Below are 23,845 nucleotides of genomic sequence, written 5' to 3'. Positions count from 1 at the left end.
CCGGAACCGGCATGGGCCGCCCGGCCCTCAGCCCGGAACGGCTTCGGCCCAGTTGCGGTTGACGGTCTCCTTCGCCTTCTCCCGCTGCGCCTCCGTCGGGAACGTCGGCGTGCCCTCGACCGTCGGCAGGTTGTCCGCGGCGGCCTTGTCGAGGGTGCCGTCCTTCGCCATGGCGTCCATGAGCACGGGGCGTGCGTAGGCGCCGAGCCTGATGTTCTGGCCCTCCGGGCTGAAGACGTACTCCTGCCACAGGCGTGCCGCCGCCGGGTGCGGGGCGTCCTTGTTCACCCCGTGGGCGTAGTACTCGGCGAAACTGCCGTCGAAGGGGATGGCGGTCCGCCAGTCGACGTCCGCGCCCTTCCTGCGGAATTCGTCGGCGTATCCGAGGTTGAGGAAGTCCCAGTCGATGCTGATCGGGGTCTGTCCCTTCTCGATCGTCGTCGGGGTGGATTCGACCGGGACGAAGTTGCCGTTCCTTCTCAGCTCGGCGAAGAAGTCGATACCGGGCTGGATGTCGTCGAAGGACCCCCCGTTCGCCAGGGCCGCCGCGTACACGCCGGCGAAGGCGGAGCCCGATTTGGTCGGGTCGCCGTTGAGCGTGACCTTGCCCTTGTACTCGGGCTTGCGCAGATCGGCGAAGGTCGCGGGGCAGTTCTTGACGCGCTTGGCGTCGCAGCCGATCGAAACGTAGCCGCCGTAATTGTTGTACCAGAGGGCGTGCGGGTCCTTCTGCTCCTCGGGAATGCTGTTCCACGGGGCGACCTTGTACGGTGCGAGCAGGCCCTGCTGTGCCGCGGACTGGGCGAAGGAGCCCCCCACGTCGATCACGTCGGGGGCGCGGCCGTCGCGCCTGTGCTCCTTCAGGGCGTTGATCTCGTCCTGGCTGCTGCCCTCCGGGTGCTCCACCGAGACCTTGATCCCGTACTTCTTCTCGAAGCCGTCGATCAGTGCGCCGTAGTTGGCCCAGTCGTCCGGGAGCGCGATCGCGTTGAGCGCCCCCTCCTTCTTCGCCGCCGCGGTCAGTGCCGCCATGCCGCCGGCGTCCGCGGCGGAGGTGGCCGCCGCGGGGGTCCTGGGCACGGCGGTCGGCTTGTCCCCGCAGCCGCCGAGGGGCGCCGCCGCGAGGGCGAGGCAGACTCCGACGGCGGCTGTCCGGAGACGAGGTGCGGGCACTAAGGCTCCATGGCGGGCGGGCGCGTACCGGTCGAGACCAGCGTACGTTCGATGCCCCCGGCAGCGCAGTTCCAGCCGGTGGTGTCCGCTGCCGTTCGCGCCGCCCGCCGCCCGTCAGAGGGGCTCGTCGTCCCAGCCGGCCAGGAGCGCCTCCCCCGGAAGCGTTGCGGGCGGCACACCCCCCACCACTGCCTCGTGGAGGGCCTGCTCGCTCCAAATGATCTTGCCGCGGGCGGTGTAGCGGGTGCCCCAGCGCTGGGCGAACTGCGCGACGAGGAACAGGCCGCGGCCGCCCTCGTCGGTCTCCTCCGCCCGGCGCAGGTGCGGGGAGGTGCTCGACCCGTCGGAGACCTCGCAGATCAGGCCGCGGTCGTACAGCAGCCTCACCCGGATGGGCTCGCTCCCGTAGCGGATGGCGTTGGTGATCAGTTCGCTCAGGATGAGCTCCGTCGTGAAGGCGATCTCGTCCAGGCCCCAGTCGGCCAGCCGCCGGGCGCACGCGTTGCGCACCCGGGACACCTGCGCCGGGTCGGGCGGTACGTCCCACTCGGCGATCCGCGCCGGGTCCAGCCGGCGGGTCCGTGCCACCAGCAGCGCGATGTCGTCGCTGGGCCGGGTGGGCAGCACCGCCTCGATCACCGCGGTGCAGGTTTCCTCCGGGGTACGGGCCGGCCCGGACAGGGCGGCGCGCAGCGCCGCGAGGCCCGCGTCCGGATCGCGGTCGCGGCCCTCGATCAGCCCGTTGGTGAAGAGCGCCAGCAGGGAGCCCTCGGGCAGGCTCAGCTCCGCGGTCTCCATGGGCAGGCCCTCGCCCAGGCCCAGCGGCGGGGAGACCGGCACCTCGGGGAAGGACACGCTGCCGTCGGGGTGGACCAGGGCGGGGCCCGGATGGCCGGCGGTGGCGGCCGTCACCCGCCCCGAGACGGGGTCGTAGACGGCGCACAGGCAGGTGGCTCCGGTGATGCCCTGCCACTCCTGCTGGTCGGTGTCGATGTGGGCGACCAGCTCGTCCAGGTGGCTCAGGAGCTCGTCCGGAGGCAGGTCGAGGGTGGAGAAGTTGTACACGGCCGTACGCAGGCGACCCATGGTGGCGGCGGCGTACAGACCGTGCCCGACGACGTCGCCGACCACCAGCGCCACCCGGGCGCCGGGCAGGGGGATGACGTCGAACCAGTCGCCGCCCACACCGGCCTGCGCGGACACGTAGCGGTGCGCGACCTCCACGGCGGACTGCTCGGGGACGCCACGCGGCAGCAGACTGCGCTGCAGGGTGTCGGCCACGGTGTGCTCGCGGGTGTAACGGCGGGCGTTGTCGACGGACAGCGCCGCCCGTGCGGTCAGCTCCTCGGCGAAGGACACGTCCTCCTCGTCGAACGGCGCGGCGTCCTTCCCCCGCCAGTAGCCGGCCATCCCCAGCACGACGCCCCGGGCCCGCAGGGGTACGGCGATCATGGAGTGGATGCCGCGTTCCAGGATCCGCTCGGCGTTGGCCGGGTCCTGGTCCCGCCAGTGCAGGGTGGCGTGCAGGTCCGCTTCCAGCACCGCGTGGCCGCGGGCCAGCCCGGCGGCCATCGGGCTGGTCGGAACGAACCGGATCAGCCGGCCGACGGGGTAGAGCGGGTGGTCGCCCTGGAGGCCCTCGGCGGCGGTGCGGCGCATCTCGGTGTTCACATCGGGTGGCTCCTCGCCGCGCAGCACCGGCTCCAGCAGGTCGACCGTGACCACGTCGGCGAACCGGGGGACCGCCACCTGTGCCAGTTCCTGCGCCGTGCGCTCCACGTCCAGGGTCGTTCCCACCTGCACGCCCGCGTCGTAGAGCAGCTTCAGCCGCTCGCGGGCCACCTCGGCCCTGCCGGACAGCGCCCGCAGCTCCGTGGTGTCGCGCAGCGTGACGACGGTACCGGCCGAGCCGTACGGAGCGGTGGGCCGGATGTTCACGGCCAGTAGCCGATCGGCCGCCATGTGCACCTCGTCGGTCGCGGAACGGCCCGACGTGATCCGCTCGGCGATCCCCTCCTCCAGACCCAGGTCCGTGACGGGGCGCCCCTCCGCGTCCCCCGGCAGAGCGAGCAGCCGGCGCGCCTCGTCGTTGGCCAGCAGCAGCCGTCCGCCGTCCCCGACGATCAGCACGCCCTCCCGGACCGCGTGCAGCACCGCGTCGTGGTGTTCGTACATCCTCGTCATTTCCTCCGGCCCCAGGCCGTGGGTCCGGCGCAGCAGCCGGCGGCTCACCAGAGCGGTGCCGCCCGCCGACAGGGCGAGCACCGCGGCCGCGCTGCCGAGGACGACCGGCAGCTGCCCGTTCACCATGCTCTGGACGTTCTGGACCGTGACCGGGGAGGAGACGACGGCGATGACGTTGCCCCGGGCGTCCTTGACGGGGACCACGGAGACCACGGACTGCCCCAGGGACCCGGCGAACGTCTCGGTGAACGACTTGCCGGCCGCCGCCGAGGCGAAGGGGCCGACGACGCGCTTGCCGATCTGGTGCGGGTCGCTGTGGGCGAGGGTGACCCCGTCCAGCGTGTACACGTTCAGGCCGTCGACCCCGGCGATCTTCCGGGCCGCCTCGGCGCTCGGCTGGAGCACCGCGCTGGGATGGGCGCTGTGCAGGGCGGCGACCATCCCCGGGGACTCCGCGAACGTTCCGGCGGCGGCGAGGGTACGGTGCCGGGCGTCCAGCATGGCGGAACTCCGGGCCTGCACCACGAGCGCCAGGACCGCGGCGGCGACGAGCAGGACCACGACGGCCAGCTGGAGCAGGAACACCTCGCCGGCCACGCTGCGCGCGCTCAGGAGGGAGGACAGGCGCTGGGGCCGCCGCGCCCCTCCCCTGGGGGACGGGGCCCGCTCCCGCCGCCCCTCCTGCTCCCGGCGGTTTCCCGAGGGGGAGGGCCGAGCGGGAGCCGAGGGGCTCGGAGCCGAGCGGAGCAGCCGGCGCCGGAGGCCTCCCAGGTAGTTGCTCATAGTCCATCTTCTAACCTCTACGGTCCGTCGGCAGCGGGCGGCGACCGGCCCGGCACCCGTGATCCGGGCATCCCCGCAGGTCAGGTCCGTGCCTTCGGGGTGCAGCTCAGACCGCGGCCGGGAGGCGTCAGCCGCGCGGGCCGAGGACCTCACGGAGCCGGATCCGGGCGCCGTCCCCGTCTTCGAGAGCGGCCGGTAGCAGGCCGTGCGCGGCGAGCGCGGCCGTTGGACCGCCCCGGTACTGGCCGCCGACACCGAGGGCGGGCAGCCGTGGGTGGCGACCGGCTGCGTCGCCGGGCCCTCGCTGTCCGCCGCCGTCCTGCGGTCCGGCCCGTTGCCGCCGGACGCGGTGCGGGTCCTGGGCGCCGGGCTCGCCGCGACCACCCCCTCCGGCGGCGAAGCCCAGCGGACCGCGCTCGCCCGCGCCTTGGTCCGGGCACCGGAACTCCTCCTGACGGACGAGCCGTTCGGCGCCCTGGACGCCCTCACCCGCATGCGCATGAACGCACTGCTCCGGCAGCTGTGCGACCGCCACCGCCCCTGCGTCCTGCTGGTCACCCACGACATCGACGAGGCCATCACCCTCCCCGACCGGATCCTCGTGCTCTCACCGACGGCCGGATCTCCTACGACACCCGGCCGGACCGGCGAGCAGTGACGGCGCCGCTCTTCCTTATGATCTCAGATCCGGCGCCTGCCGGAGTAGAGTGCGGAACGCCCTTGACCTGCAGAAAGCTGGCAGGGAGCCGTCTTCTAGGAGCTCAAATTGCTTCGCACCATGTTCAAGTCCAACAGCTGACATCTCGTCATCTGTGCAGGTCAGAGCCATGATGGCCGGGCGCAGGTCAGCAAACGCCCAGCATGTGACCGGACCCCGGTCCGCCGATGCTGCCCTCCGGGCACGACAACGGGGGGCGGGCGGGCCAGCGGACCATGAGCGCCGCAGCCCGGCCCTTTCCGGTGCCCCTCGAAAGAGCCTCACCACTGGGCTGGATGGGCGGACGGGTGACAGGCCGCGTGGCGCCGCCGCTCTCCTGGGTTTCAGCGGGGATGGTTGTGCCCTCGGCGAGGATCGTGACGACGACAGGAGGCAGTGGTGAGCCTGCCACCGGACGAGCGCGCGGTGCCGTCCCTTGTGCCGGGAAGGCAGGAGGGACCGGTGAGCGCGACCTCAGAGGTGGGAAGGGCTGCCCCCTGGGAGGACAGGCCGGAGATCGGGGCGTCGCGCCGGAGCGGGACGGGCGACACCCTCGCCCGGCGGATCCGGGAGAACAGCAGCATCGAGGGACCGGGCGCGGCGCCGGTGTTCCGGAGTGGTCGCCGACATGGCTCTTGACCTTCTCCTGATCGGCCTGGGCATCGCCCTGGATCCGATCCCCGTGACCGCGTTCATCCTCCTGCTGTCCGCCGACCGCGGCGTACGCAAGGGGTTGGTATTCATCCTTGCCTGGCTCGCCTGCCTGGTCGTCGTCCTGGCCCTGGTGGTGTTCGCGACGGGCGGTACACCTCCTCCGCCCAAGAGCGCCCCGTCGACGGTTGCCCTCGCGGGCAAACTCGTCATCGGCGTCGGGCTGGTCGCCTACGGGGAGCACAAGCGCCGCTCGCTCCGGCGCCCCCGCACCCGGCCCCGCAAGCCCCCGGCGTGGGCCGCCCGTCTGAACGAGGTCTCGTACTGGACCGCCGCCGGGCTGGCTGTCCTCCTCCAGCCGTGGGGCCTGGTCGCGGCGGGCTGCGCCACCGTCGTCGACGCCGACATGTCCGAGGCCACCACGGTCCTCACCCTGTTCGGGTTCTGCCTGCTGGCCACCGCCAGCCTGCTCTCGATGGAGCTCTACGCGACGTTCGCCCCGCAGGCGGCACAGGACAGGCTCGGCCGGCTGCGCGCCTGGATGGAGGACCACCAGGATCAGGCGATCGTCGCGATCTCGCTGCTCATCGGTCTTTGGCTGGTGGGCAACAGCATCTATCAGCTCACCAGTTGACATGGAATCGGGCGCGGCCCGCACACCAGGAGCCGGTGATGCGTTCTCCTCATCAGCGGCGCCGACTCGGCCGTGAGCCGTAGTGCCGCCCTTCTCCGGCTGATGCGGAGCCATCGGTCACGCGGCATGCCCCTGGTTCACTGCCGGGCCATGTGCATGCGCATCTCGCTGTCCGCATCGGTGATGAGTTCGCCCGACAGGTCGATGGTCACGGTGTGGAGTTCGCCCGTGAACCGGAAGGGTGACGGGTAGTCGGGGGTCACCGGCTGGCCGGGGTTGGCACCGCAGGTCATCCCGCCCGGGTTGAACATGACGGGCGTGGTCACCGGGAACTCGGCCACCGCGACCAGGTGACGGTCGATGTAGAGCTCAGCACGCCCCGGTGCGCCCTTGCCCGCGGCGAGATCGGGCTTGCCCGTAGGTTCGAACTCGAAGCGCAGTTCATGCCGGCCCGCGGGTACCGGGTCCGTCGTGGACACCGTGTAGAGGGCGCGCGAGACGTAGTTGTGAACGTACGTCAGCTTGCCGTCCTTGATGTAGAAGCTCCATCCGCCGGCCATCGACCCCTGGCTCATCAGTACGCCTTCGGCGCCGTCGGCGGGGATCTCCACATCGGCGGTGATGCTGTGCGGACGGTTGAGGACCCTGGGGGCGACGGAGGGCGGCAGCGACTGGGTGCCGGGCCGGAACGTGTAGCTGGTCCGTGCCTTGCCGATCTGTGGACGTTCCGTTGCCATCCGCGCCAGCGCGCTTCCGTCGACCGGCAGCACTCCGTACTTTCCGGCCTCCACGTACCACAGGGAAATCAGCTCGATGGTCTTGGCGTGATGGTCCGAGGAGACGTCACGGGTCTCCGCGAAGTCCTCGTCGATGTGGTAAAGCTCCCAGGCTGTGGCGTCCAGTTCGGACAGCTTCTCCGCGCTGATGGGCGTCCCGAACGGCTGCTTCGCCTCGGTGAACGACGGGCCCGGCCAGGGACATACGGCGCGCCAGCCGTCGTGGTCGATGGCACGGTGCCCGAGCATCTCGAAGTACTGAGTGCGGTGGAGGCTCGGTGCGGCAGGGTTGTCGAAGGTATGGGCGAAGCTGACACCGTGCAGGGGGGACTGGGTGACGCCCTTGATGGTGTCCGGCGGTTCGATGCCGAGGATGTCGAGCACGGTGGGCACCATGTCCACGAGGTGTGCGTACTGGGTGCGCACCTCCCCTCGTGCCTTGATGCCGGCAGGCCAGTGGACGAGGAACGGGTCGCTGGCGCCGCCGCGGTAGGTCTCCCGCTTCCAGCGCCGGAACGGCGTGTTGCCCGCCCAGGTCCAGCCCCAGGGGTAGTGGTTGAACGTGGTCGGACCGCCGAGATCGTCGATCGCCTTCAGGCTCTCCCCGAGCGGTTCGGGAGCGTTGTTGAAGAACTGCGCCTCGTTGGCCGTCCCGGTGACGCCGCCCTCGGCGCTCGCCCCGTTGTCGGAGACGACCATGATCAGCGTGTTGTCCAGTTCGCCGATCTCCTGGAGGAAGTCCAGCAGCCGACCGATCTCGTGGTCGGTGTGGGACAGGAAGCCGGCGAAGACCTCCATCATGCGCGCGGCGAGGCGGCGGGCGTCGGGAGACAGGGACTCCCATTCGGGGACGTCCGGGTCGTGGCGCGAGAGGACGGCGTCGCCGGGTACGACACCGAGCCGCTTCTGGTTGGCGAAGGTCACCTCGCGGTAGGCGTCCCAGCCGTCGTCGAACTGTCCCCGGTAGCGATCGGCCCACTCCCGCGGTACGTGGTGCGGCGCGTGGGTGGCGCCGGGGCAGAAGTGGAGGAAGAACGGCTTGTCGGGAGCGACCTGCTTGGCGTCGGAGATGAAGAGCTTGGCCTTGTCCGTCAGGTCCGGGGTGAAGTGGTAGCCCTGTTCCGGCGAGGCGGGGGGCTCGACCTGGTGGTTGTCGTACACGAGTTCCGGATACCACTGGTTGGTGTCGCCGCCGAGGAATCCGTAGAACCGCTCGAAGCCGCGGCCCAGCGGCCAGCGGTTGTAAGGTCCTGCGGGTGACTCCTGGGCCGAGGGCATGAGGTGCCACTTGCCGAGCATGTACGTGTTGTATCCGTGCTCCAGCAGCATTTCGGACAGGAACCCGTTCTCGAACGGGATGTTGCCGTTGTAACCGGGGTAGCCGGTGGCCAGCTCCGTGATCGCCGCCATCGCGTTGGAATGGTGATTGCGACCGGTGATGATGCACGAACGCGACGGCGAGCACAGTGCCGTGGTGTGCATGTTGTTGTACAGCAGTCCGCCCGCGGCCAGACCGTCGAGGCGGGGCGTCTGCATCGGACTTCCGTAGCAGCCCAGCTGTCCGTAACCCGTGTCGTCGAGCACGATCGTCAGCACGTTGGGTGATCCCGGCACCGCCCCCGGCGGCTCGGGCCATGCCGGGCTGGAGACGTCCGTGGTCCGCCCGATCACTCCGGAGAAGGCGCTCCCCGGCTTGTACTCGTTCACTGGCATCGTGCCCGTCCTTCCTTCCTGCCGACCCGTGCGGACGGTTCGGCAGCTGGGCCGATGTGCACGGAGCGGCGGGCGGCTGCGCAGTCCCGCCGGTCGATTCCGGCTCCGGCGGTGTCCACCACAGATCGGCTGCCACAGCAGGGGTTCCATGCGCGCTCTCGGCTACCCCTTGAGCCGTTTCGAGACCGCTCCACCGGCGACTCGTGGCACCCCGAAGAACCGTTTGCGGGACTCCGAAGTCAGAATTTCAGTGACGCGAACCCGCGTGAGGATGTGCTTATGCGGCCCTGCGGCCGAAGTGGAGGTCCAGTTGCTGGCCGACCACGCGTAGAGCACCATAATTATGGTAGGTGCATCAAGAGATGGCCGCCACTGGACCTTCCGAATGCTCGTCAATGGCTGCCCAGGTGCGAAATTCCGGTGCCTGATCAAACGGCCGATCGAGGCGATTACAGGCACGGCATTCAGAGATTCGCCAAATCCCCGCCTTCCGTGCGGCGTTTCGCAATCCAAAGGAAGAGAACATGACTACGCCTGCTATCGAGCCCGGCCTGAAGGGTACTCTGCCACCGGAGGAGTACACGACGAAGACGATGCCTCACTGGGGGCAGACCTACGACGGGGCAATGGCCGGTTATAGGGCCATGGACTACGTGTCGGTAGCCTTTGCGACCGATGCTGAAAAGGCAGCCGCGCTGATCCCGAAAGAGCTGGAACTCATCGCATTTCCAGCCTTGCCCGGAATGGCGTCGGCGAACCTCGTGTTCGCCAAGTATCGCGAATGTGACCTCGGCCCCTACATGGAGGTGATCATCTCGATCTCGGTCCTCCATCAAGGCCGCCCCTACGGGTACGTCCCCGCCATCTACGTGGACAACGACGCGGCCTTGCTGGCCGGGCGTGAACTGGGCGGCTACCCCAAGAAGATGGCCCGGATCACGATGCGCAACTACGGAAATCTTTTCCTGAGTCAAATGTCTCGCGGCTCGATCCAGACGAAGACCGTGGATCCCAACTTCAATGATCTGGCCTCCTCCTGCGTCACCAAGGGCAACAAGCTGTTCTCGGTACCGTTGCCGGCCGACAGGACAGACGAACTACCCTATCCCTACAATCTGTTGCTGCCGTTGCCCCCTTCGACGGGAGAACCTCAGGACTACGTTCTGCCGACAGTCGCTTTGAAGCGCTTCCCGGGCGTCGGGCCGGGACCGAACGGCCACGCCGGAGCCGAAGTGCTCCAGCTCGTAGGCACCCCCTGGCACATCACGCAGGCGGACGTCTACGCCGGCGACGCCGCCAGCATGGAAATCTACCCGTCCGAAGAGGATCCGATCGGCCGACTCCTGCCGTGCAATGCCGTACTGGGCGCATTCGTCCTGCAAGGCTCCATGTACACGAAATCCGACGAATGGGTGGTCCTTGAAGACCTGAAGAAGAATAATGCGGCATAATCGAACCCTCCCAATGCCGCCAGGAACACACCTTGATGCGGGCGCATCCTCGCACAGCGGCATGTCTGCCGCCCGATTCGCGCCTGCCTCGATCTGAACTGTCGAGGGGAGGACGCACCTGATGGCTCGCCACTGGTACCCGCTCGCCGAAATCGGAGACAGTTTCCTCATCTCGGCGCCCTTCCGCTACGAACGCTCGGTAGAGACCACAGCGCCGGCCGAGCGGATATGGGAAATCCTGACCGGCGAACAGCTGGTCGACTGGGTGTGGGCATTCACCGGCCTGAACTGGAACTCGTCTCGCCCATTCGGCGTCGGCACGGTACGCGATGTCACCTTGCTGAAGTTCTTTACCGCAAGAGAACGCTTCTTCCGCTGGGACGAAGGGCGCCGGTACACCTTCAGCGTCTACGAGGCGTCTCGTCCCGGCTTGCGCCACGCGGCGGAGGACTGGACCGTCGAGCCCACGCCCTCCGGCTCACGCCTCACCTGGACGATGGCGATCCAGCCGACCCCCCTGGTCGCCCCGTTGCTCTGGGTCAGCAGCCCGGTCATCAAACTGGTCCAACGCCACGCCCTGCGCGCGGTCCGCACGCACGTCCGCGGCTGACTTCCGGGCCTCCAGCCCCAGGGACGCTCCGCCCACGCGACTGCGTGCCCCGCGTTCTTCGGAATCGCCCCCACCGGCCGACAGATCAGCTTCGAGACCGTCGACGCGATGCGCGTGGTCGACGGAAAGATCGCCGAGTACTGGGGTGTGGCGAACCTGTTCTCCCTGATGGAGCAACTGGGCGCGCGGCCCGTCACGCAGGAACTGCGATGAACACGAGAACGGTTGCCTGAGATGCCAACTCGCAGCGGCGTGAGAGTCGTTCGGTAGAGGCGACTCGCCTGGCGTGCCGCCAGCCGTACGCCTTGTCGGCCGCTGGCTGCCGGGCTTCTTACGGAGTCTGCCCGGCCCGAGTTTCGGGACCCGGATCTTTTCCGGCACCGTCGTGAGCCGGGACGCACACGCCTTCCAGTAGCGCGGTCAGATAGCGGCGGGCGGACTCGATGCGGGCGGTGGAGACGCTGTGGACGTTGGCTGCGTAGGCGACTCCGCACATGAGCGGCACCAGGTCGTCGGAGGTCAGGTCGGGGCGCACGACCCCGGCGTCGCGGGCGCGGTCGAGTAGCCGTCCGCCGACCGGCCACAGGGTCCGCTTCAGTTCGGTGGTGCGCGGCAAGGCATCCGTGGCCGAGGCGGTGACCGTGGCCAGGGAAGCGTCGGTGACCTGCGCTTCGATGGTGCGGGTCAGGAAGTCAGCCAGGCCGCGCCCGGGATTGTCGTCGGCCAGCGCCTTCTCGCCGTGGGCGGCCAGTGCCTCCAGGCAAGGGGTGGCGACGGCTTCCAAGAGCGCCTCGGCGGTGGGGAAGTGGCGGTAGATGGTGCCGACGCCCAGCCCGGCGCGGCGGGCGACGTCGTTGAGCTGGAGTGGCGTGCCCTCGTCTACGAGATCGCGGGCCACGGCGACGATCCGTTCCCAGTTGCGGGCTGCGTCCTTGCGTAGGGGGCGGTCGTCATGGGAGAAGTTTAACGGGATAGCTCATCCGCATTGCCGTGGTGCGCGAACCGGATGAGCCACCCCCTTTTCCTCCTCGGGGCAATCCGTGCCAAGCCGCCTGTCGGATGGACGCGAGGTCGCTGCGGGCCGCCATCGCCGAACTCATCGCGCCGTTCGGGGTTACCCGGCTCGCCGCCCTGAGGAGCCGAGCCGCGCTGTGGGGGTGCTGATCGGGTTCAGGTCCCGTCACCCGGCCGTGAGTGGCGCGAGGCGCTCGCTGAGGTGGCGGACGGCTTCGGCGATGCGGGGATCCGTTGCCGGACGGAAGGGGGCGACTGGATGCGCCTCGGGCGCTGCCGGGTGCGAGCCGCGCGGGCGCGCCCCACCGAATATCATTCCCGGGGCCGGGACAGGCCGAAGAAGGCCGATGATCGAGGAGGGCCCGTGGCCCAGCGCAGCGAGCGCGCGGAGCGTGCAGACGCCCTGCGCAACCGAGAGGCCGTCCTGGCCGCCTCCGACGCCCTCTTCGCCGCCAGCGGCAGCCCCCACAGCGTGTCGATGGACGACATCGCCGCCGCCGCGGGCGTGGGCAAGGGCACTCTCTTCCGCCGCTTCGGTGACCGTGCCGGCCTGATCGGCGCTGTAATCGCCGCCCGCCTCGAACCCCTGCATCAAACCGTGCGGGAAGCGCAGGACATACCCGGGTCGACACCGCGGCAGCGGGTGCTGGACCTCCTCGACGCCTTGCTGCGCTTCAAGATCGAGAACCGGCACCTGATGTCGGCCGCGGAGGACGCCGGGCTCAGCAGCCCCTACCAGGCCGAGCACTACGGCTGGTGGTACGAAATCCTCCGTGCCGAACTCGATCAAGTGCCCGGTGTCCACGGCGCGGACTTCACCGCCCACGCACTGCTGGCCGCCATCCGCGCCGACCTCGTGGCGCACCTGATCGACGATCAGAAGATGACGCCCGAGGGCCTGCGGTCCTCGCTCGCGGCCTACATCGACAACGCCCTCGGCAGCAGTTCCGATCGGCCAGGCACGCGCAAGGAGGCGTAAGAAGGCACTCTCCGGCCGAGTCCGGACACCGCCGACCCGACCAGACCCAGCAATTGCTCCCTCGCCTCAGGGGTGTCCGCCGCCACCCGCTTGAGGCTGTCGAGCCGTGTGGCATAACCGTGATCGGATGCCGCGGCGAGAAGCGTCCTAGCCGGCGAAGTGGCGGTAGGGCGAGGCGGCCCGAAGTCGGTTGACCGCGGCCGACGATCAGCCGGCCCCGTGCTCCCCGCCCGGCACGGGCTTGCCGGGCATGGCGCGGACCGCGGTGTTCACGAGGGTCTGCACCACGGCCCCGGCCTTCGGCTCGGCCAGGTCGAAGGCCGCCCGGCCCGCCGGGGGTCGCGGGCCGGTTCGCCGCCGACGTCCACCAGGCCGCCGCCGGCAGTGCGGTCCCCGGCCGGTCGTCAGCGGTGGGCGGCCCGGCGTACGGCGGCCTCGGTGAGGGTGCTCGCGGTGTGCACGGCGCTGGCCACGGCCTCGTCGGGGGCGAGTCCGCACAGGTCCATGAGGCAGAAGAGGGCCTCCGCGCTGACGGTCACGGCGAGGTCCCGCTCGAGCTGGGCGAACGCTTCCGGCTCCGTCGCCCCCAGTGTGTCCCTCAGCGGGATCAGCGCCTGGTCGATCAGGCCGAAGCGGATGCCGGGCCGGGCGGAGGCCGTCTCGGGCCGGGTGACGGTGGCCGCGATCATGGCGCGCACCGCCCCCTGGCGGACGAGGACCCCGCGGAGCAGGAACTCGCAGGCGAAGGCCACCCGTTCGACGGGGTCGGTGGAGCGGGCGACCGGCCGCAGAGCGTCGGCGGGCGCGGGCCAGACTCCGGCCAGGGACTCTCCGATGAGCGAGGGGAGGTCGGGGAAGTACCGGTAGGCAGTGGCCTCGGAGACCAGCGCCGCACGGGCGATCGCGGGCATGGTCACCTCCGCGCCCGTACCGATGAGTGCGCGGGCGGCCTCGACGATCGCGGTACGCGTGCGCTGCTTCTGATTGCTGCGGCCCGCCCCGGTCCCCGTCGTCATCACTACGTCCCCATTCCTGCGTGTCCGTGCCTGCCGACCCTATCAACACCCTCTCATTGTGAGAGTCCACTTGCATGACGACAGCCAACTCTCTAATCTCGTGAGAGCGAACTCTCACGAAGGAGGCAGGGATGTCAGAGGTTTCCGTGGTCGGCCCGGACGGCGGCGAGACGATCCGCCTGGGGCGGGCCCAGATGCGCATCCTCGAGGACGGAAGCACCACCGGCCACCGGCTCGGGATCGGCGAGATCACTCTCGCCCCCCACACCGAAGGCCCCCCGCAGCACCGGCACGCCCAGCACGACGAGGGCTTCTACGTCGTCTCCGGCACCGTGCACTTCACCGTCGGGGAAACGGTTCACGTCGCCCCGCCCGGCACTCTCGCGATGATCCCGCCCGGCGCCCCGCACACCTTCGCCAACCTCGGCGACGAGCCGGCGGTGATGATCAACACCTTCACGCCTGATCTCTACGTGCAGTACTTCCGCGATCTGCGGGACATGATCGCCGGCGCCGGGGAGCTGACCCCGCAGGCGACCGTCGAGGCGATGAGCCGCTACGCCACCGTGCCCGCCACCGACTTCGCCTAACCCCCCCGGTACTACCGTCCAGGAGGACTCCCCATGACCAGCACCGTCCACACCCTCGCCCACCCCTCCGGCACGCTCGACCTCACCGTCGAGGACCAGGGCCAGGGGCGCACCTACCTGCTGCTGCACGGCGGCGGCGGCCCCCAGACCGTCGCCCCGTTCGCCCGGCTACTTGCCGAGCAGCGCCACGCCAGGGTCATCACCCCTGTCCATCCCGGCTTCGGCGGCACCCACCGCCCCGGCTGGCTGACCGACGTCACCGCCCTGGCCGAGAGCTACGCCCTGCTGCTGGACGGGCTCGACCTCACAGGGGTCACCGTCGTCGGCAACTCCATCGGCGGCTGGATCGCCGCCGAACTGGCCCTGGTCGGCAGCGACCGGATCGGCGCCGTCGTCCTCGTGAACGCGGCCGGCATCCACGTCCCCGGCCACCCGATCGCGGACACCTTCTCCCTGACGCCCGCCGAACTGTCCAAGCTCGCCTTCCACGACCCGGCCGCGTTCGCCGTCGACCCCGCCACCCTCCCGGAGGCCGCCCGCGCCGTCATGGCCGCCAACCGCTCCGCCCTGGAGGTCTACTCGGGCCCTCACGTGATGGCCGACCCGACCCTGCGCGGGCGGCTGGCCGCCGTCGCGGTTCCGGCGCTCGTCGTGTGGGGCGCCAGCGACCAGGTCGTCGACGCCGACTACGGCCGCGCCTACGCCGCGGCCCTCCCCGACGCCGAATTCCGCCTCCTCCCCGACACGGGGCACATGCCCCAGATCGAGACCCCCGGCCAACTCCTGTCTGCCGTAGCGGACTTCGCCGAAGCCCGGCGCTGAGTGGAAGACACCCGCGCCCCCGAGCCGGGCCGCGGCCGGCAGTCGCTCGTGCTGGCCATCTGCTGCCTGAGCGTGCTGCTGGTCAGCCTCGACACCACCATCCTCAACGTCGCCCTTCCCGCGATCCGGCAGGACCTGAACTCTTCCGTGACGGGCCTCCAATGGACCCTGGACGCCTACACCATCGTGCTGGCCACACTGCTGACATCTGCCGGTTCCACCGCCGACCGCCTCGGGCGCAAGCGCGTCTTCCGACTCGGGCTGATGCTGTTCACCGTCGGGTCGACGCTGTGCAGCCTCGCACCGACGACGGACTGGCTCGTGGCCTTCCGCACGGTGCAGGCGGCGGGCGGTTCCATGCTCACCCCGGTCGCCATGGCCATCCTCACGCACGCCTTCCCGCATCCGCGTGAGCGGGCGCGGGCGATCGGCACCTGGGGCGCGGTCGTCGGCCTGAGCATGGCCGCCGGACCGGTCCTCGGCGGCCTCCTCGTACAGTCGGCGGGGTGGCGGTCGGTGTTCTGGGTGAACGTGCCGATCGGTCTGGCCGCGCTCATGCTCACCACGCTCCACATCCACGAGTCCCGGGCGCCGCATCCCCGTCGGCCGGACCCGGGGGGACAGATCCTGGTGGCCGTCCTGCTCGGCACGCTGACGTACGCCCTCATCGAGGCGCGCGGCGCGGGCTGGACATCGCCCCTGGTCGTGGCGAGTCTGCTCGCCGCGGCGGGCGCGCTGGCCTGGCTCGTACCGTACGAGAGGCGGCGTGACGAATCGCTGATCGACCCGAGACTGTTCCGCAGCGCGCCCTTCAGCGGAGCCACGGCGACCGCGGTCTTCGCGTTCGCCGCGCTCAGTGGCTTCCTGTTCGCCAACACCGTCTACCTGCAAGGCGATCTCGGGCTGAGTCCCCTGGACGCCGGGCTGCGGCTGCTGCCGATGGCGGCGCTGTCGCTGCTGTGCCCGCCGCTGTCCGGGCGGATCGTCGGCAGCCGCGGCCCGCGCGTTCCGCTGCTGATCGCGGGGGCGGGCATCGCCTCCAGCGGCGCGCTGGCCGCACTGGTCACCCGCTCGACCCACCCCTCTCAACTCCTGCTGTCCCTGATGTACGCGCTGTTCGGGCTGGGCTTCGGCTTCGTCAACGCGCCCGTCACCGACACGGCGGTAGTCGGCCTCCCGAGCGCCCAGGCCGGGGTGGCCGCCTCGATCGCCGCGACCAGCCGGCAGGTCGGCGCGGCCCTCGGCATCGCTCTGATCGGAGCCGCCGCAGCCTCCGGGGCGCGGTCGGCGGCCTGGTGGGCCATCACCGGATGCGGACTGGCCGTCCTGGCCCTGGCCACCGTGACCTCGGGCCGGCGGCCCGCCGGCAGCGCACAACGCGTCAAGGCCACCGCCGGTCCCCCCTCGGCGAAGGGCTCCCATGCCAGCCCGGGGTCCACGCCCGCGCGGCGGGCGGCCCCGAGATGCGGAGACGCGTAACCTCGACAAGGCCCACCGGCCCGGCGGCGGTGCGGCTTCAAGGGAGCAGCGCGGCGGAGTTCTCCGAGACGCGAGTCAGCGGTTGAGCGGGCCCGTCATCCGCGCTGCCGGGTGCCGACCACTGTCCGTACAGCATCCCCGGCGTGCTGAAGAACGCCATCGACTTCCTCTATGCCGAGTGGAACAACGCTCGGCTTCGTGTCCTACGACGGGGGCCGACGTGCGCCAGCAGGTCGGACTGTCGATGATCACCGAATTCGAGAACTTCAGCCTCTTCAAGCCCAGCGCCCACAACCTGCCCGCCCCGAACGCAATGCTCGACCAGGTCATCGCCTGGAGCACCGCGCTCACGCCGCTACGCACGGCCTCGCCCGTGGCTGCGTGAGCGGTCACATCGGTGTTCGATTGCGAGGGGGCGGGTTTGCGTGAGACCGCGTACGCCTTGCCGTTCGCCAGCCGGGAATGACACTCCATCAGGTCTCTGCCCGTCGCCGCCGCTGCCGACTGTGGACGGTGATGGTGCTGGGCAGGCAGACCGATGCATCGTTCTGGGACTCGCTCATGTTCGACGGGATTGGCGACGTGGATGTCGGAGTCGAGGCCGACCGTGTTGCCGGCCTCCTTGGCGGCCGACGTACCAGTGTTCATCGTCACGCCGACATCCGCCTGGGCGAGCGCGGGGGCGTCGTTGGTGCCGTCTTCCGTCATCGCGACCAGGTGACCGACCGCCCGACCTGACCGCCGTGCTCGCGCACTCAGGCCGCGACCGCCGAGATCGCGCCCTTGCGCAGCCGCTTGCCGTCCGGGAGGTCGACCCCCGGCATCCGGGTGGTCGCGGTGAACGGCACCCACTCGGCCCCGGCCACCACTCGTTCGGTGAACTGGTACTCGTGGCGGCGAATTGGACGATCGAGCGGCCCTCGGGAGGTCTTGTCGGCGAGCGAGGAGAGCAGGGCCGCGGCTTCCGAGAATCGGGCCTCCAAGCCGAGGAACGTCGCCTGCCGCTTGGCGGGGGTTCGTCGCGCGCTGCCCTGAGCGGACCGCTCAGAGTCCGTGTTGGTCGAGCGTCGCCATCAGCTTCCGCTTGCGTTTCTGGTCGACGCGCAGGGCGGTCAGGTAGGTGGCGAACTCCGCCTCGGTGCCCAGCGTGTGGTGACAGGCCCGGGCGCTGAGCAGCAGCTCCGCCATGCGCTCGTACACGCTGTCACCGGTCTGCTTGCGCAGCGGTTCGATCCAGCGCAGGTAGACGGTCAGCGCGTCGGCCGGTCGCTGGTCGCGGATCCGGTCGGCCAGGGCCAGCCACTGCCGCTGGTCGGCGTACCCGTCGGAGGCAGCCTGCCAGGCGGCCTCAAGGTCGGCATCGTCCATGAGCGCGTCGACCAGCGCCGAACCGCCGTACCAGCGGCCGTTGTCGGGCTGGGCAGCGGCCTTCAGTACCTCCAGGGCACCGTCGCGCTCGATGCGCTCCCAGGCGTCGGCCGCACGGGCCGCCGTACGCAAATGCTGGTAGGCGGCCAGTGAGGGGCGGGTCCACAGCAGCTTCCGCCGGACCGCGGCGGCGTCGGCCAGGCGGCCGGCCCCCGCGTACCGTTCGCAGACGAAGGTGACCAGCTCGTCGTCCGGCCCCCAGTCGGACACGGCCTCCCGCAGGCCGCGTTCGGCCCACTCCAGGGCCTCGGCCGCGCGACCCGCTGCCTCCAGCTCCCTGGCGATCACCAGATGGGTGTGGCCGTTCGGGGCGAGGTCCGCCGCGTGAACTGCGACCAGCGCGTCCACGCTGCCGCCGTCCGCCTTCAGGAGGCGCTCCATGAGGAGCTTCTCCGCCCACCCCTTGGGATTGGCCCGCCAAGCGGCCACCACCAGTTCCCGGGCCCGGGCCAGGCCCGGCTCTCCCAGCACCTCCCGGTAGTCGAAGAGATCCATGTCGGTGGCGTCGTTCAGGTCGTGCAGCAGGTGGCCCACCAGCCACTCGGCCGTCTCCGCCTGGTCAGGGCGGCCAGTCCTGCATGCCTTCAAGTGGGCCTCGGCCAGTCCGGTGGCGACATCCCCGATCAGGCCGTCCGAATCGTCGATCTCCCCGTACGTGCGGCCCAGAACCCGGAGAGCCTCGCGGGCCACCTCCACCGCTTCGGCGGCCCGGCCGGTCGCCGTCAGCGCCCGCAGGGCGGTGACCGCCTCCGCCGCCTGCTGCCCGTAGGCGCGGGCGTCGGCGTACTCGACGTACCCGTAGCGGGCGAAGGGCCGGGTGTCGAGGAGACTCAGGATCCGCTCCCGGACGATGCCGGTGTCCTCCCCGGCGGTGGCCGCGCGCAGCTCGAGGCGGCGGCGCAGGTCACGGTCGCCGGCGAGCTGTTCCTGGACCAGGCCCAGCAGTTCCTCGCGGGTGCGGGACTCAAGCCAGGTGTCCAGCAGCCGGGTCCGCGAGGCTGCCGCCGACCGCTGCTGCGGCACGGATTCAGCCTGCCCCAAGACGGTCAGGCCCACCGCCACGCAGTGCTTGCAGAAGTTCCCCTCCTGCCCGTACGGGCAGTCGCACCAGCCGGTGAGCCCGCCGTCCTCGCCCTCAGTCAGCTCGACCTCGTAGGCGTCGGTGCCGTCCACGGTCGCGGTGATCACCGCGTCCCCGATGTCCAGCCGGGACACCGCAGGCAGATAGCCGAGCCCCCGCTCGAACGAGCGCGCCCCCGCCAACCGGCGCAGGTCTTCCTCGGTGAAACCCAGAGCATGTGTCACGGCATTCATTCAACCGGAACGGAACCGCTCACCACTGGATGTTCGGGATGGCCCGACTGGCCTGATGGTGCGTCGGGAAAGTCAGCAAGTGGTCAATGAGTCCTGGAATACTTGGGGACAGCTGGCCAGAGATGCGAATCGTTGTAGGCTCCGGAGACCGCCCTTGACCTGCGTGAAGCAGGCAGGGAGCAGACATTTCGGGAGTTTCTTCATGTTTCGTACCATGTTCAAGTCCAAGATCCATCGGGCCACCGTCACCCAGGCCGACCTGCACTACGTCGGTTCCGTGACGATCGACTCCGATCTCCTCGACGCGGCCGACCTGCTGCCGGGGGAGCTCGTGCACATCGTCGACATCACGAACGGCGCGCGGCTGGAGACGTACGTCATCGAGGGCGAGCGCGGTTCGGGCGTCATCGGGATCAACGGGGCCGCCGCGCACCTGGTGCACCCCGGGGACCTGGTCATTCTGATCAGCTACGCGCAGATCGAGGACGCGCAGGCGCGGGCGTTCTCTCCCCGTGTCGTCCACGTCGACGCGGACAACAGGATCATCGAGCTGGGGTCGGACCCGTCCGCCCCGGTGCCGGGCACGGACCAGGAGCGCAGCCCCCACGCGGTTGCTGTCTGAGGGGAATCGGGTACATGGCGATCGAACTGCTGGACGAACGGAAGGCCGGGCGTCTGCTGGCCGTCGAGGACGGGGCGGTGGTCGGGTTCATCGCCTACTTCGTCCTCGCCGCCGAGCCGCACGCGCTGGTCGCGGTCCACACGGTGGTCGAGCCGGGCCACGAGGGCCGCGGGATCGCCGGGGACCTGGTGGGGACCTTCTACGGGATCGCCGCCGCCGAGGGCGTCCCGGTCGTCCCGCTCTGCCCCTACGCGGCGAGCTGGGCCGCCAAGCACCCCGACCGGGCGCCCGTGGCCCCGGCCGGTCTCGTGGAGGCCGCGAAGGCGCAGCTGGACGCCGACTCCGGCCAGTGGTGACGGGGCTGACGCTGCTCCACACCTCCGCGGCGCACGTCCCGGTCTTCGACGCGCTGCGCGACCGGGACCACCCGGGAGCCGTACTGCGGCACCTGGTGTACCCGGAGCTGCTGGAGCGGGCCCGCGCCGACGGCCCGGAGTCGGTGGCCGAGGACCTGCGCGGACCGCTCGGGGACGCGGGCGGGCCGGTGCTGGTCACCTGCTCGACCCTCGGGGCCGTCGCGGAGGCCCTGGGGCCCTCCCTCGGCGTCCCGGTGCTCCGGGTGGACCGGCCCATGGCGGCGGAGGCCGTCCGTACGGGCCCGCGGATCGCCGTACTGGCCACCGTCGAGTCGACCTTCGCGCCGACCGCGGAACTGCTGGCCGAGGAGGCCGCCGGCCGAGCGGTGTCCGTCCTTACGCGGCTCGTCGAGGGGGCCTGGGAACTCTTCGCGGCCGGGGACACCGCCGGTCACCTCGCGGCGGTGGCCGCGGCGGTGGACGCCGTCACGGACGCCGACGTCATCGTCCTGGCCCAGGCCTCCATGGCCGGGGCCACCCGGTCGGCCCGCACCCGCGTACCCGTCCTCTCCAGCCCCGGACCCGGCCTGGCCGCGGCCCTGCGGCTGCCCGGAGCCGACAGCACCCCCGCATCCCCGGCCTGACCGGCCTCCACGCGGGACGGTGCCCCCGGCGGAAGCGGCCCGCCGGGGGCACCGCCGTGTCCGGGGGCATGGCGGAAGGGATCGGGGGAAAGTGGGACTCATGGAGCGAAAAGCAGAGCAGACACAGCCCCCGCCGCCCGAGCCCGACCCGGTTCCGGCGCCCTTCCCGCCGCTCCCGGACCCGGAGCCCGTGCCGCGGCCGGTGCCGCCGGTTCCGGCGCCGTTCCCCGAGCCCGATCCGGTGCCCGCGCCGCCCGGCCCCGCTCCGGTCCCGCAGCCGGGCCCGCTCGGCTGAGGGTCCGCGCGGCCCGAGCCCCCTCGGGCGGGTGAACCCGTACGTCAGTCCGCGCGAACGCCGTCCCACTGTTCGACATGTGCCCAACTCCAGCCGCGCGGCGGCCGGTTGTGGCCCTTGTCAGCGATGTGGGGCGGCGTTAGGTTGTGCGGTTCCTGATGTCTTCAAGGGGGCTCCCATGGGTGTACGGGGCCGGCACCGCCGGTACCAGCCGAGCAGCATCAACCGGGCCTCGCTCGCCGTCACCGCGGGTGGCGCGGGCATCGCGCTCCCGCTCATCGGGGCGGGGGCCGCGCACGCCGCCTCCGTGGACACCTGGAACAAGGTCGCCGAGTGCGAGGCGACCGGCGACTGGAAGATCAACACCGGCAACGGCTACTTCGGCGGGCTCCAGTTCAGCCAGAGCACCTGGCGGGACTTCGGCGGCACCGCCTTCGCCGCCCGCGCCGACCTGGCTACCAGGGACCAGCAGATCGCGGTCGCGGAGAAGGTGCTCAGGGGGCAGGGCCCGCAGGCCTGGCCCGTCTGCGGCCCGCAGTCCGGACTCAGCCGCAGCGGTCCGGCGCCCGCCACCGCGGGGCCGGCGTCGCCGAAGCCGGCGCAGTCCCAGGCCAAGCCGGACCAGGCCAAGTCGGCGCAGCCCGAGCCGGCCCGGCCCGAGCCCGCGCGGACGCAGGCGCCGATGGACCGGCTCCAGGCGACCAAGGCCACCACCGGGACGCCCGTCGTCATGCCCCGCCCGACCGGCACCTCCGTCCTGCCGAACCCGTACGTCGTCGCGCCCGGGGACTCGCTGTCGACGATCGCCGTCGAGCAGCACGTCGAGGGCGGCTGGCAGGCCCTCTACGAGACCAACCGGAGCACGGTCGGCGGCAACCCCGACATGATCTTCCCGGGGCAGCGGCTCACGCTCCGGGTGACCACCGCTCCCGCGGCGCCCCCCGCGCAGAACCCGGAGAAGCCGCCGCGCACCGCCGAGCCGGTCAAACCCGTGGAGCCCGCCGGCCAGGCGAAACCGGTGGAGAAGCCCACGGAGAAGCCCACCGCCAAGCCCGCCGCCAAGCCCGCCGAGAAGCCGGCGGAGAAACCTGCCGAGAAGCCCGCCGCCAAGCCCTCAGCGGAGCAGAAGCCCGCCTCGGGCGGCTTCACCGCCCCCGTCGACGCCGCCCTCGGAACGGCCTACCACGTCGCGGGGTCCTCCTGGTCCAGCGGCTACCACACGGGCGTCGACTTCCCGGTGCCGACCGGCACCAGCATCAAGGCCGTGGGTCCGGGCACGGTGGAGTCGGCGGGCTGGGCGGGAGCCTACGGGTACCAGGTCGTCATCAAGCACGCCGACGGCCGGTACTCCCAGTACGCCCACCTCTCCGCGCTCGGCGTCAAGGCCGGCCAGCAGGTCTCCGGCGGCCAGCGGATCGGCCGCTCCGGCTCGACCGGCAACACCAGCGGGCCCCACCTGCACTTCGAGATGCGCACCGCCCCCGGCTACGGCTCCGACATCGACCCGCTCAAGTACCTCCGTGGAAGGGGCGTCGGCATCTGACCCCCGCACGTGCGGCGGCACGGCCGTGAGCAGCACCAGGCCCGCCGCCGCCACCACGGCGCTCGCCAGCGCGGCCACGGCGCCCGCGGTGCCGTAGCGGAAGCCCTCGTCGAACAAGGAGATGCCCACCGCCGCGGCCACCGCCGGATTGACGACGGTCACGGTGGCCAGCGGCGCGGTCAGCCCGGCACCCCGGTAGGCGGCCTGCGAGAGCAGCAGCCCGCCGGCCGCCAGTACGGCGATCGCCGCCAGGTCCGGCCACAGCCCGGCCGACATGCCCGCCTCGAAGTTCTCCGCGACCGACTTCGTGAACACGGAGGCCATCCCGAAGGCCGTACCGGCGGCCGCCGCCAGCAGCACGCTGCGCAGCACGGTCCGGTGCGCCCGCCGGGCCGCCAGGAACAGCACCGCCGCCCCGCCCGCCGTCACCGACAGCAGCAGGATCCGTTCCGTGCCGGCCAGGGCCTCCCGGCCCGCGCTGTCCCCGCCGGTCAGGGTGAGGAGCCCGGCCAGGCCGGCGGTGGCCAGGACGGCCCCGCGCCAGGCCGCCGCGCCCGCCCGGCGTCCCACGAAGAAGGCGGCCATCGGGAGGGCGAAGACGATGGTCAGCGCACCCAGCGGCTGGACGAGGCTCAGCGGCCCGTACGCGAGCGCCAGTACGTGCAGCGTGGCGCCGAGTCCGTTCAGGGCGACCGCCGCCCACCAGCCGGCCCGGCGCAGCGGTGCGTAGGAGCCGTCCGGCGAGCTCGCCGCGACGTGCTCCTGGACGATCGCACCGCTCGCGTACGCGACGGCGGAGACCAGGCAGAGGAGGACCGACAGGGCCAGGGCGCTCATGCATTCCACGATGCCGCACCCGGGGCCGCTCTTCATCCGCCCACGGGCTCCTTGATCGGCGAGCGAGTCATCCTCCTGGCATACACCGGAAGGAGTACCTACCGTTTTCGGGCGGGGGTCCGTCGCGAACTGCCGCGCCACGCTGCGGTCGTTCACGGAGCGCGGCATCCGCGGCGCCCCGTGGGCGGTGGCCGTGTCGCGGAGCGCACGGAGCGTTGCGAACCCATCCATACC

The 23,845-nt window shown here is 71.1% G+C and carries 21 protein-coding genes and 3 pseudogenes; 16 read left to right on the top strand and 8 right to left on the bottom strand.

The genetic code is table 11. The features are described 5' to 3' along the window. Window positions 1-27 precede the first annotated feature (27 nt). Complete coding sequence (locus OG295_RS04050; RefSeq protein WP_371675576.1) at window positions 28-1,173, bottom strand: ABC transporter substrate-binding protein; 1,146 nt, start codon at window positions 1,171-1,173, stop codon at window positions 28-30. 114 nt (window positions 1,174-1,287) lie between these two features. After that, entirely contained in the window at window positions 1,288-4,140 is a 2,853-nt protein-coding gene (locus tag OG295_RS04045) for a SpoIIE family protein phosphatase (RefSeq protein ID WP_371675575.1), read from the bottom strand. A 388-nt stretch (window positions 4,141-4,528) separates the two neighbouring features. On the opposite strand from OG295_RS04045, the pseudogene OG295_RS04040 reads away from it, so the two are divergent. Then, window positions 4,529-4,971, top strand: a pseudogene (locus OG295_RS04040) (ATP-binding cassette domain-containing protein); the annotation flags it as partial. 494 nt (window positions 4,972-5,465) lie between these two features. Continuing rightward, on the top strand, window positions 5,466-6,122 hold the full coding sequence (locus tag OG295_RS04035) for a GAP family protein (protein WP_371675574.1): 657 nt from the start codon (window positions 5,466-5,468) through the stop codon (window positions 6,120-6,122). 137 nt (window positions 6,123-6,259) lie between these two features. On the opposite strand, the gene OG295_RS04030 is transcribed toward OG295_RS04035, so the two are convergent. Then, a complete protein-coding gene (locus tag OG295_RS04030; protein WP_371675573.1) occupies window positions 6,260-8,611 on the bottom strand; it encodes an arylsulfatase in 2,352 nt (783 codons plus the stop codon). Window positions 8,612-9,135: 524 nt separating this feature from the next. Between OG295_RS04030 and OG295_RS04025 the strand changes: the two genes are divergently transcribed. From OG295_RS04025 to OG295_RS04015, 3 genes and pseudogenes are all read left to right on the top strand, one after another. Next, window positions 9,136-10,062: an acetoacetate decarboxylase family protein gene (locus tag OG295_RS04025; RefSeq protein ID WP_371675572.1), complete on the top strand. Its 927-nt coding sequence runs from the start codon at window positions 9,136-9,138 to the stop codon at window positions 10,060-10,062. Between the two features lie 121 nt (window positions 10,063-10,183). Next, window positions 10,184-10,672 carry an SRPBCC family protein gene (locus OG295_RS04020; protein WP_371675571.1) on the top strand — a complete coding sequence of 163 codons (489 nt, stop codon included), beginning with the start codon at window positions 10,184-10,186 and terminating at the stop codon, window positions 10,670-10,672. A gap of 60 nt (window positions 10,673-10,732) precedes the next feature. Continuing rightward, window positions 10,733-10,885: pseudogene (locus tag OG295_RS04015) on the top strand (ester cyclase); the annotation flags it as partial. Between the two features lie 118 nt (window positions 10,886-11,003). On the opposite strand, the gene OG295_RS04010 reads toward OG295_RS04015, so the two are convergent. After that, on the bottom strand, window positions 11,004-11,570 hold the full coding sequence (locus OG295_RS04010) for a TetR/AcrR family transcriptional regulator (protein ID WP_371675570.1): 567 nt from the start codon (window positions 11,568-11,570) through the stop codon (window positions 11,004-11,006). 480 nt (window positions 11,571-12,050) lie between these two features. On the opposite strand from OG295_RS04010, the gene OG295_RS04005 reads away from it, so the two are divergent. Then, window positions 12,051-12,665: a TetR/AcrR family transcriptional regulator gene (locus tag OG295_RS04005; protein WP_371675569.1), complete on the top strand. Its 615-nt coding sequence runs from the start codon at window positions 12,051-12,053 to the stop codon at window positions 12,663-12,665. Window positions 12,666-13,069: 404 nt separating this feature from the next. Here OG295_RS04005 and OG295_RS04000 read toward each other — a convergent pair whose 3' ends face one another. Beyond that, window positions 13,070-13,681, bottom strand: coding sequence for a TetR/AcrR family transcriptional regulator (locus OG295_RS04000; RefSeq protein ID WP_371675568.1), 612 nt, complete (start codon window positions 13,679-13,681; stop codon window positions 13,070-13,072). A 131-nt stretch (window positions 13,682-13,812) separates the two neighbouring features. Here OG295_RS04000 and OG295_RS03995 point away from each other — a divergent pair, with 131 nt between their 5' ends. From OG295_RS03995 to OG295_RS03975, 5 genes are all read left to right on the top strand, one after another. Then, window positions 13,813-14,271: a cupin domain-containing protein gene (locus tag OG295_RS03995; protein WP_371675567.1), complete on the top strand. Its 459-nt coding sequence runs from the start codon at window positions 13,813-13,815 to the stop codon at window positions 14,269-14,271. Between the two features lie 33 nt (window positions 14,272-14,304). Next, window positions 14,305-15,093 carry an alpha/beta fold hydrolase gene (locus tag OG295_RS03990; protein WP_371675566.1) on the top strand — a complete coding sequence of 263 codons (789 nt, stop codon included), beginning with the start codon at window positions 14,305-14,307 and terminating at the stop codon, window positions 15,091-15,093. Next, complete coding sequence (locus tag OG295_RS03985) at window positions 15,094-16,572, top strand: MFS transporter (RefSeq protein WP_371675565.1); 1,479 nt, start codon at window positions 15,094-15,096, stop codon at window positions 16,570-16,572. It begins immediately after the preceding gene. 220 nt (window positions 16,573-16,792) lie between these two features. After that, entirely contained in the window at window positions 16,793-16,957 is a 165-nt protein-coding gene (locus OG295_RS03980; protein WP_371681427.1) for a hypothetical protein, read from the top strand. Between the two features lie 131 nt (window positions 16,958-17,088). Further along, complete coding sequence (locus tag OG295_RS03975) at window positions 17,089-17,310, top strand: hypothetical protein (RefSeq protein WP_371681426.1); 222 nt, start codon at window positions 17,089-17,091, stop codon at window positions 17,308-17,310. 17 nt (window positions 17,311-17,327) lie between these two features. Here OG295_RS03975 and OG295_RS03970 read toward each other — a convergent pair whose 3' ends face one another. Next, window positions 17,328-17,555: a hypothetical protein gene (locus tag OG295_RS03970; RefSeq protein WP_371675564.1), complete on the bottom strand. Its 228-nt coding sequence runs from the start codon at window positions 17,553-17,555 to the stop codon at window positions 17,328-17,330. Between the two features lie 61 nt (window positions 17,556-17,616). After that, window positions 17,617-19,305, bottom strand: coding sequence for an SWIM zinc finger domain-containing protein (locus OG295_RS03965; RefSeq protein ID WP_371675563.1), 1,689 nt, complete (start codon window positions 19,303-19,305; stop codon window positions 17,617-17,619). 211 nt (window positions 19,306-19,516) lie between these two features. Between OG295_RS03965 and panD the strand changes: the two genes are divergently transcribed. The 5 genes from panD to OG295_RS03940 all read left to right on the top strand — a co-directional run bounded on the left by panD (window position 19,517) and on the right by OG295_RS03940 (window position 22,774). Then, window positions 19,517-19,936 carry an aspartate 1-decarboxylase gene (panD, locus tag OG295_RS03960; RefSeq protein ID WP_371675562.1) on the top strand — a complete coding sequence of 140 codons (420 nt, stop codon included), beginning with the start codon at window positions 19,517-19,519 and terminating at the stop codon, window positions 19,934-19,936. 14 nt (window positions 19,937-19,950) lie between these two features. After that, window positions 19,951-20,292, top strand: a complete 342-nt coding sequence (locus OG295_RS03955) for a GNAT family N-acetyltransferase (protein ID WP_371675561.1) — start codon at window positions 19,951-19,953, stop codon at window positions 20,290-20,292. Continuing rightward, window positions 20,286-20,936, top strand: a complete 651-nt coding sequence (locus tag OG295_RS03950) for an aspartate/glutamate racemase family protein (protein ID WP_371675560.1) — start codon at window positions 20,286-20,288, stop codon at window positions 20,934-20,936. The genes OG295_RS03955 and OG295_RS03950 overlap by 7 nt, the downstream gene beginning before the upstream one ends. A 100-nt stretch (window positions 20,937-21,036) precedes the next feature. Then, a complete protein-coding gene (locus tag OG295_RS03945; RefSeq protein ID WP_371675559.1) occupies window positions 21,037-21,231 on the top strand; it encodes a hypothetical protein in 195 nt (64 codons plus the stop codon). Window positions 21,232-21,409: 178 nt separating this feature from the next. Continuing rightward, entirely contained in the window at window positions 21,410-22,774 is a 1,365-nt protein-coding gene (locus OG295_RS03940) for a transglycosylase family protein (protein ID WP_371675558.1), read from the top strand. Between the two features lie 24 nt (window positions 22,775-22,798). Here the strand turns inward: OG295_RS03940 and OG295_RS03935 are convergent. Next, window positions 22,799-23,611: pseudogene (locus OG295_RS03935) on the bottom strand (DMT family transporter); the annotation flags it as partial. Between the last annotated feature and the right edge of the window lie 234 nt (window positions 23,612-23,845).

The organism is Streptomyces sp. NBC_01276 (genome assembly GCF_041435355.1).
Lineage (GTDB): Bacteria > Actinomycetota > Actinomycetes > Streptomycetales > Streptomycetaceae > Streptomyces.
The sequence above is the reverse complement of the archived record's forward strand: the minus strand, read 5'-3'. Positions and strand labels throughout refer to the sequence as shown.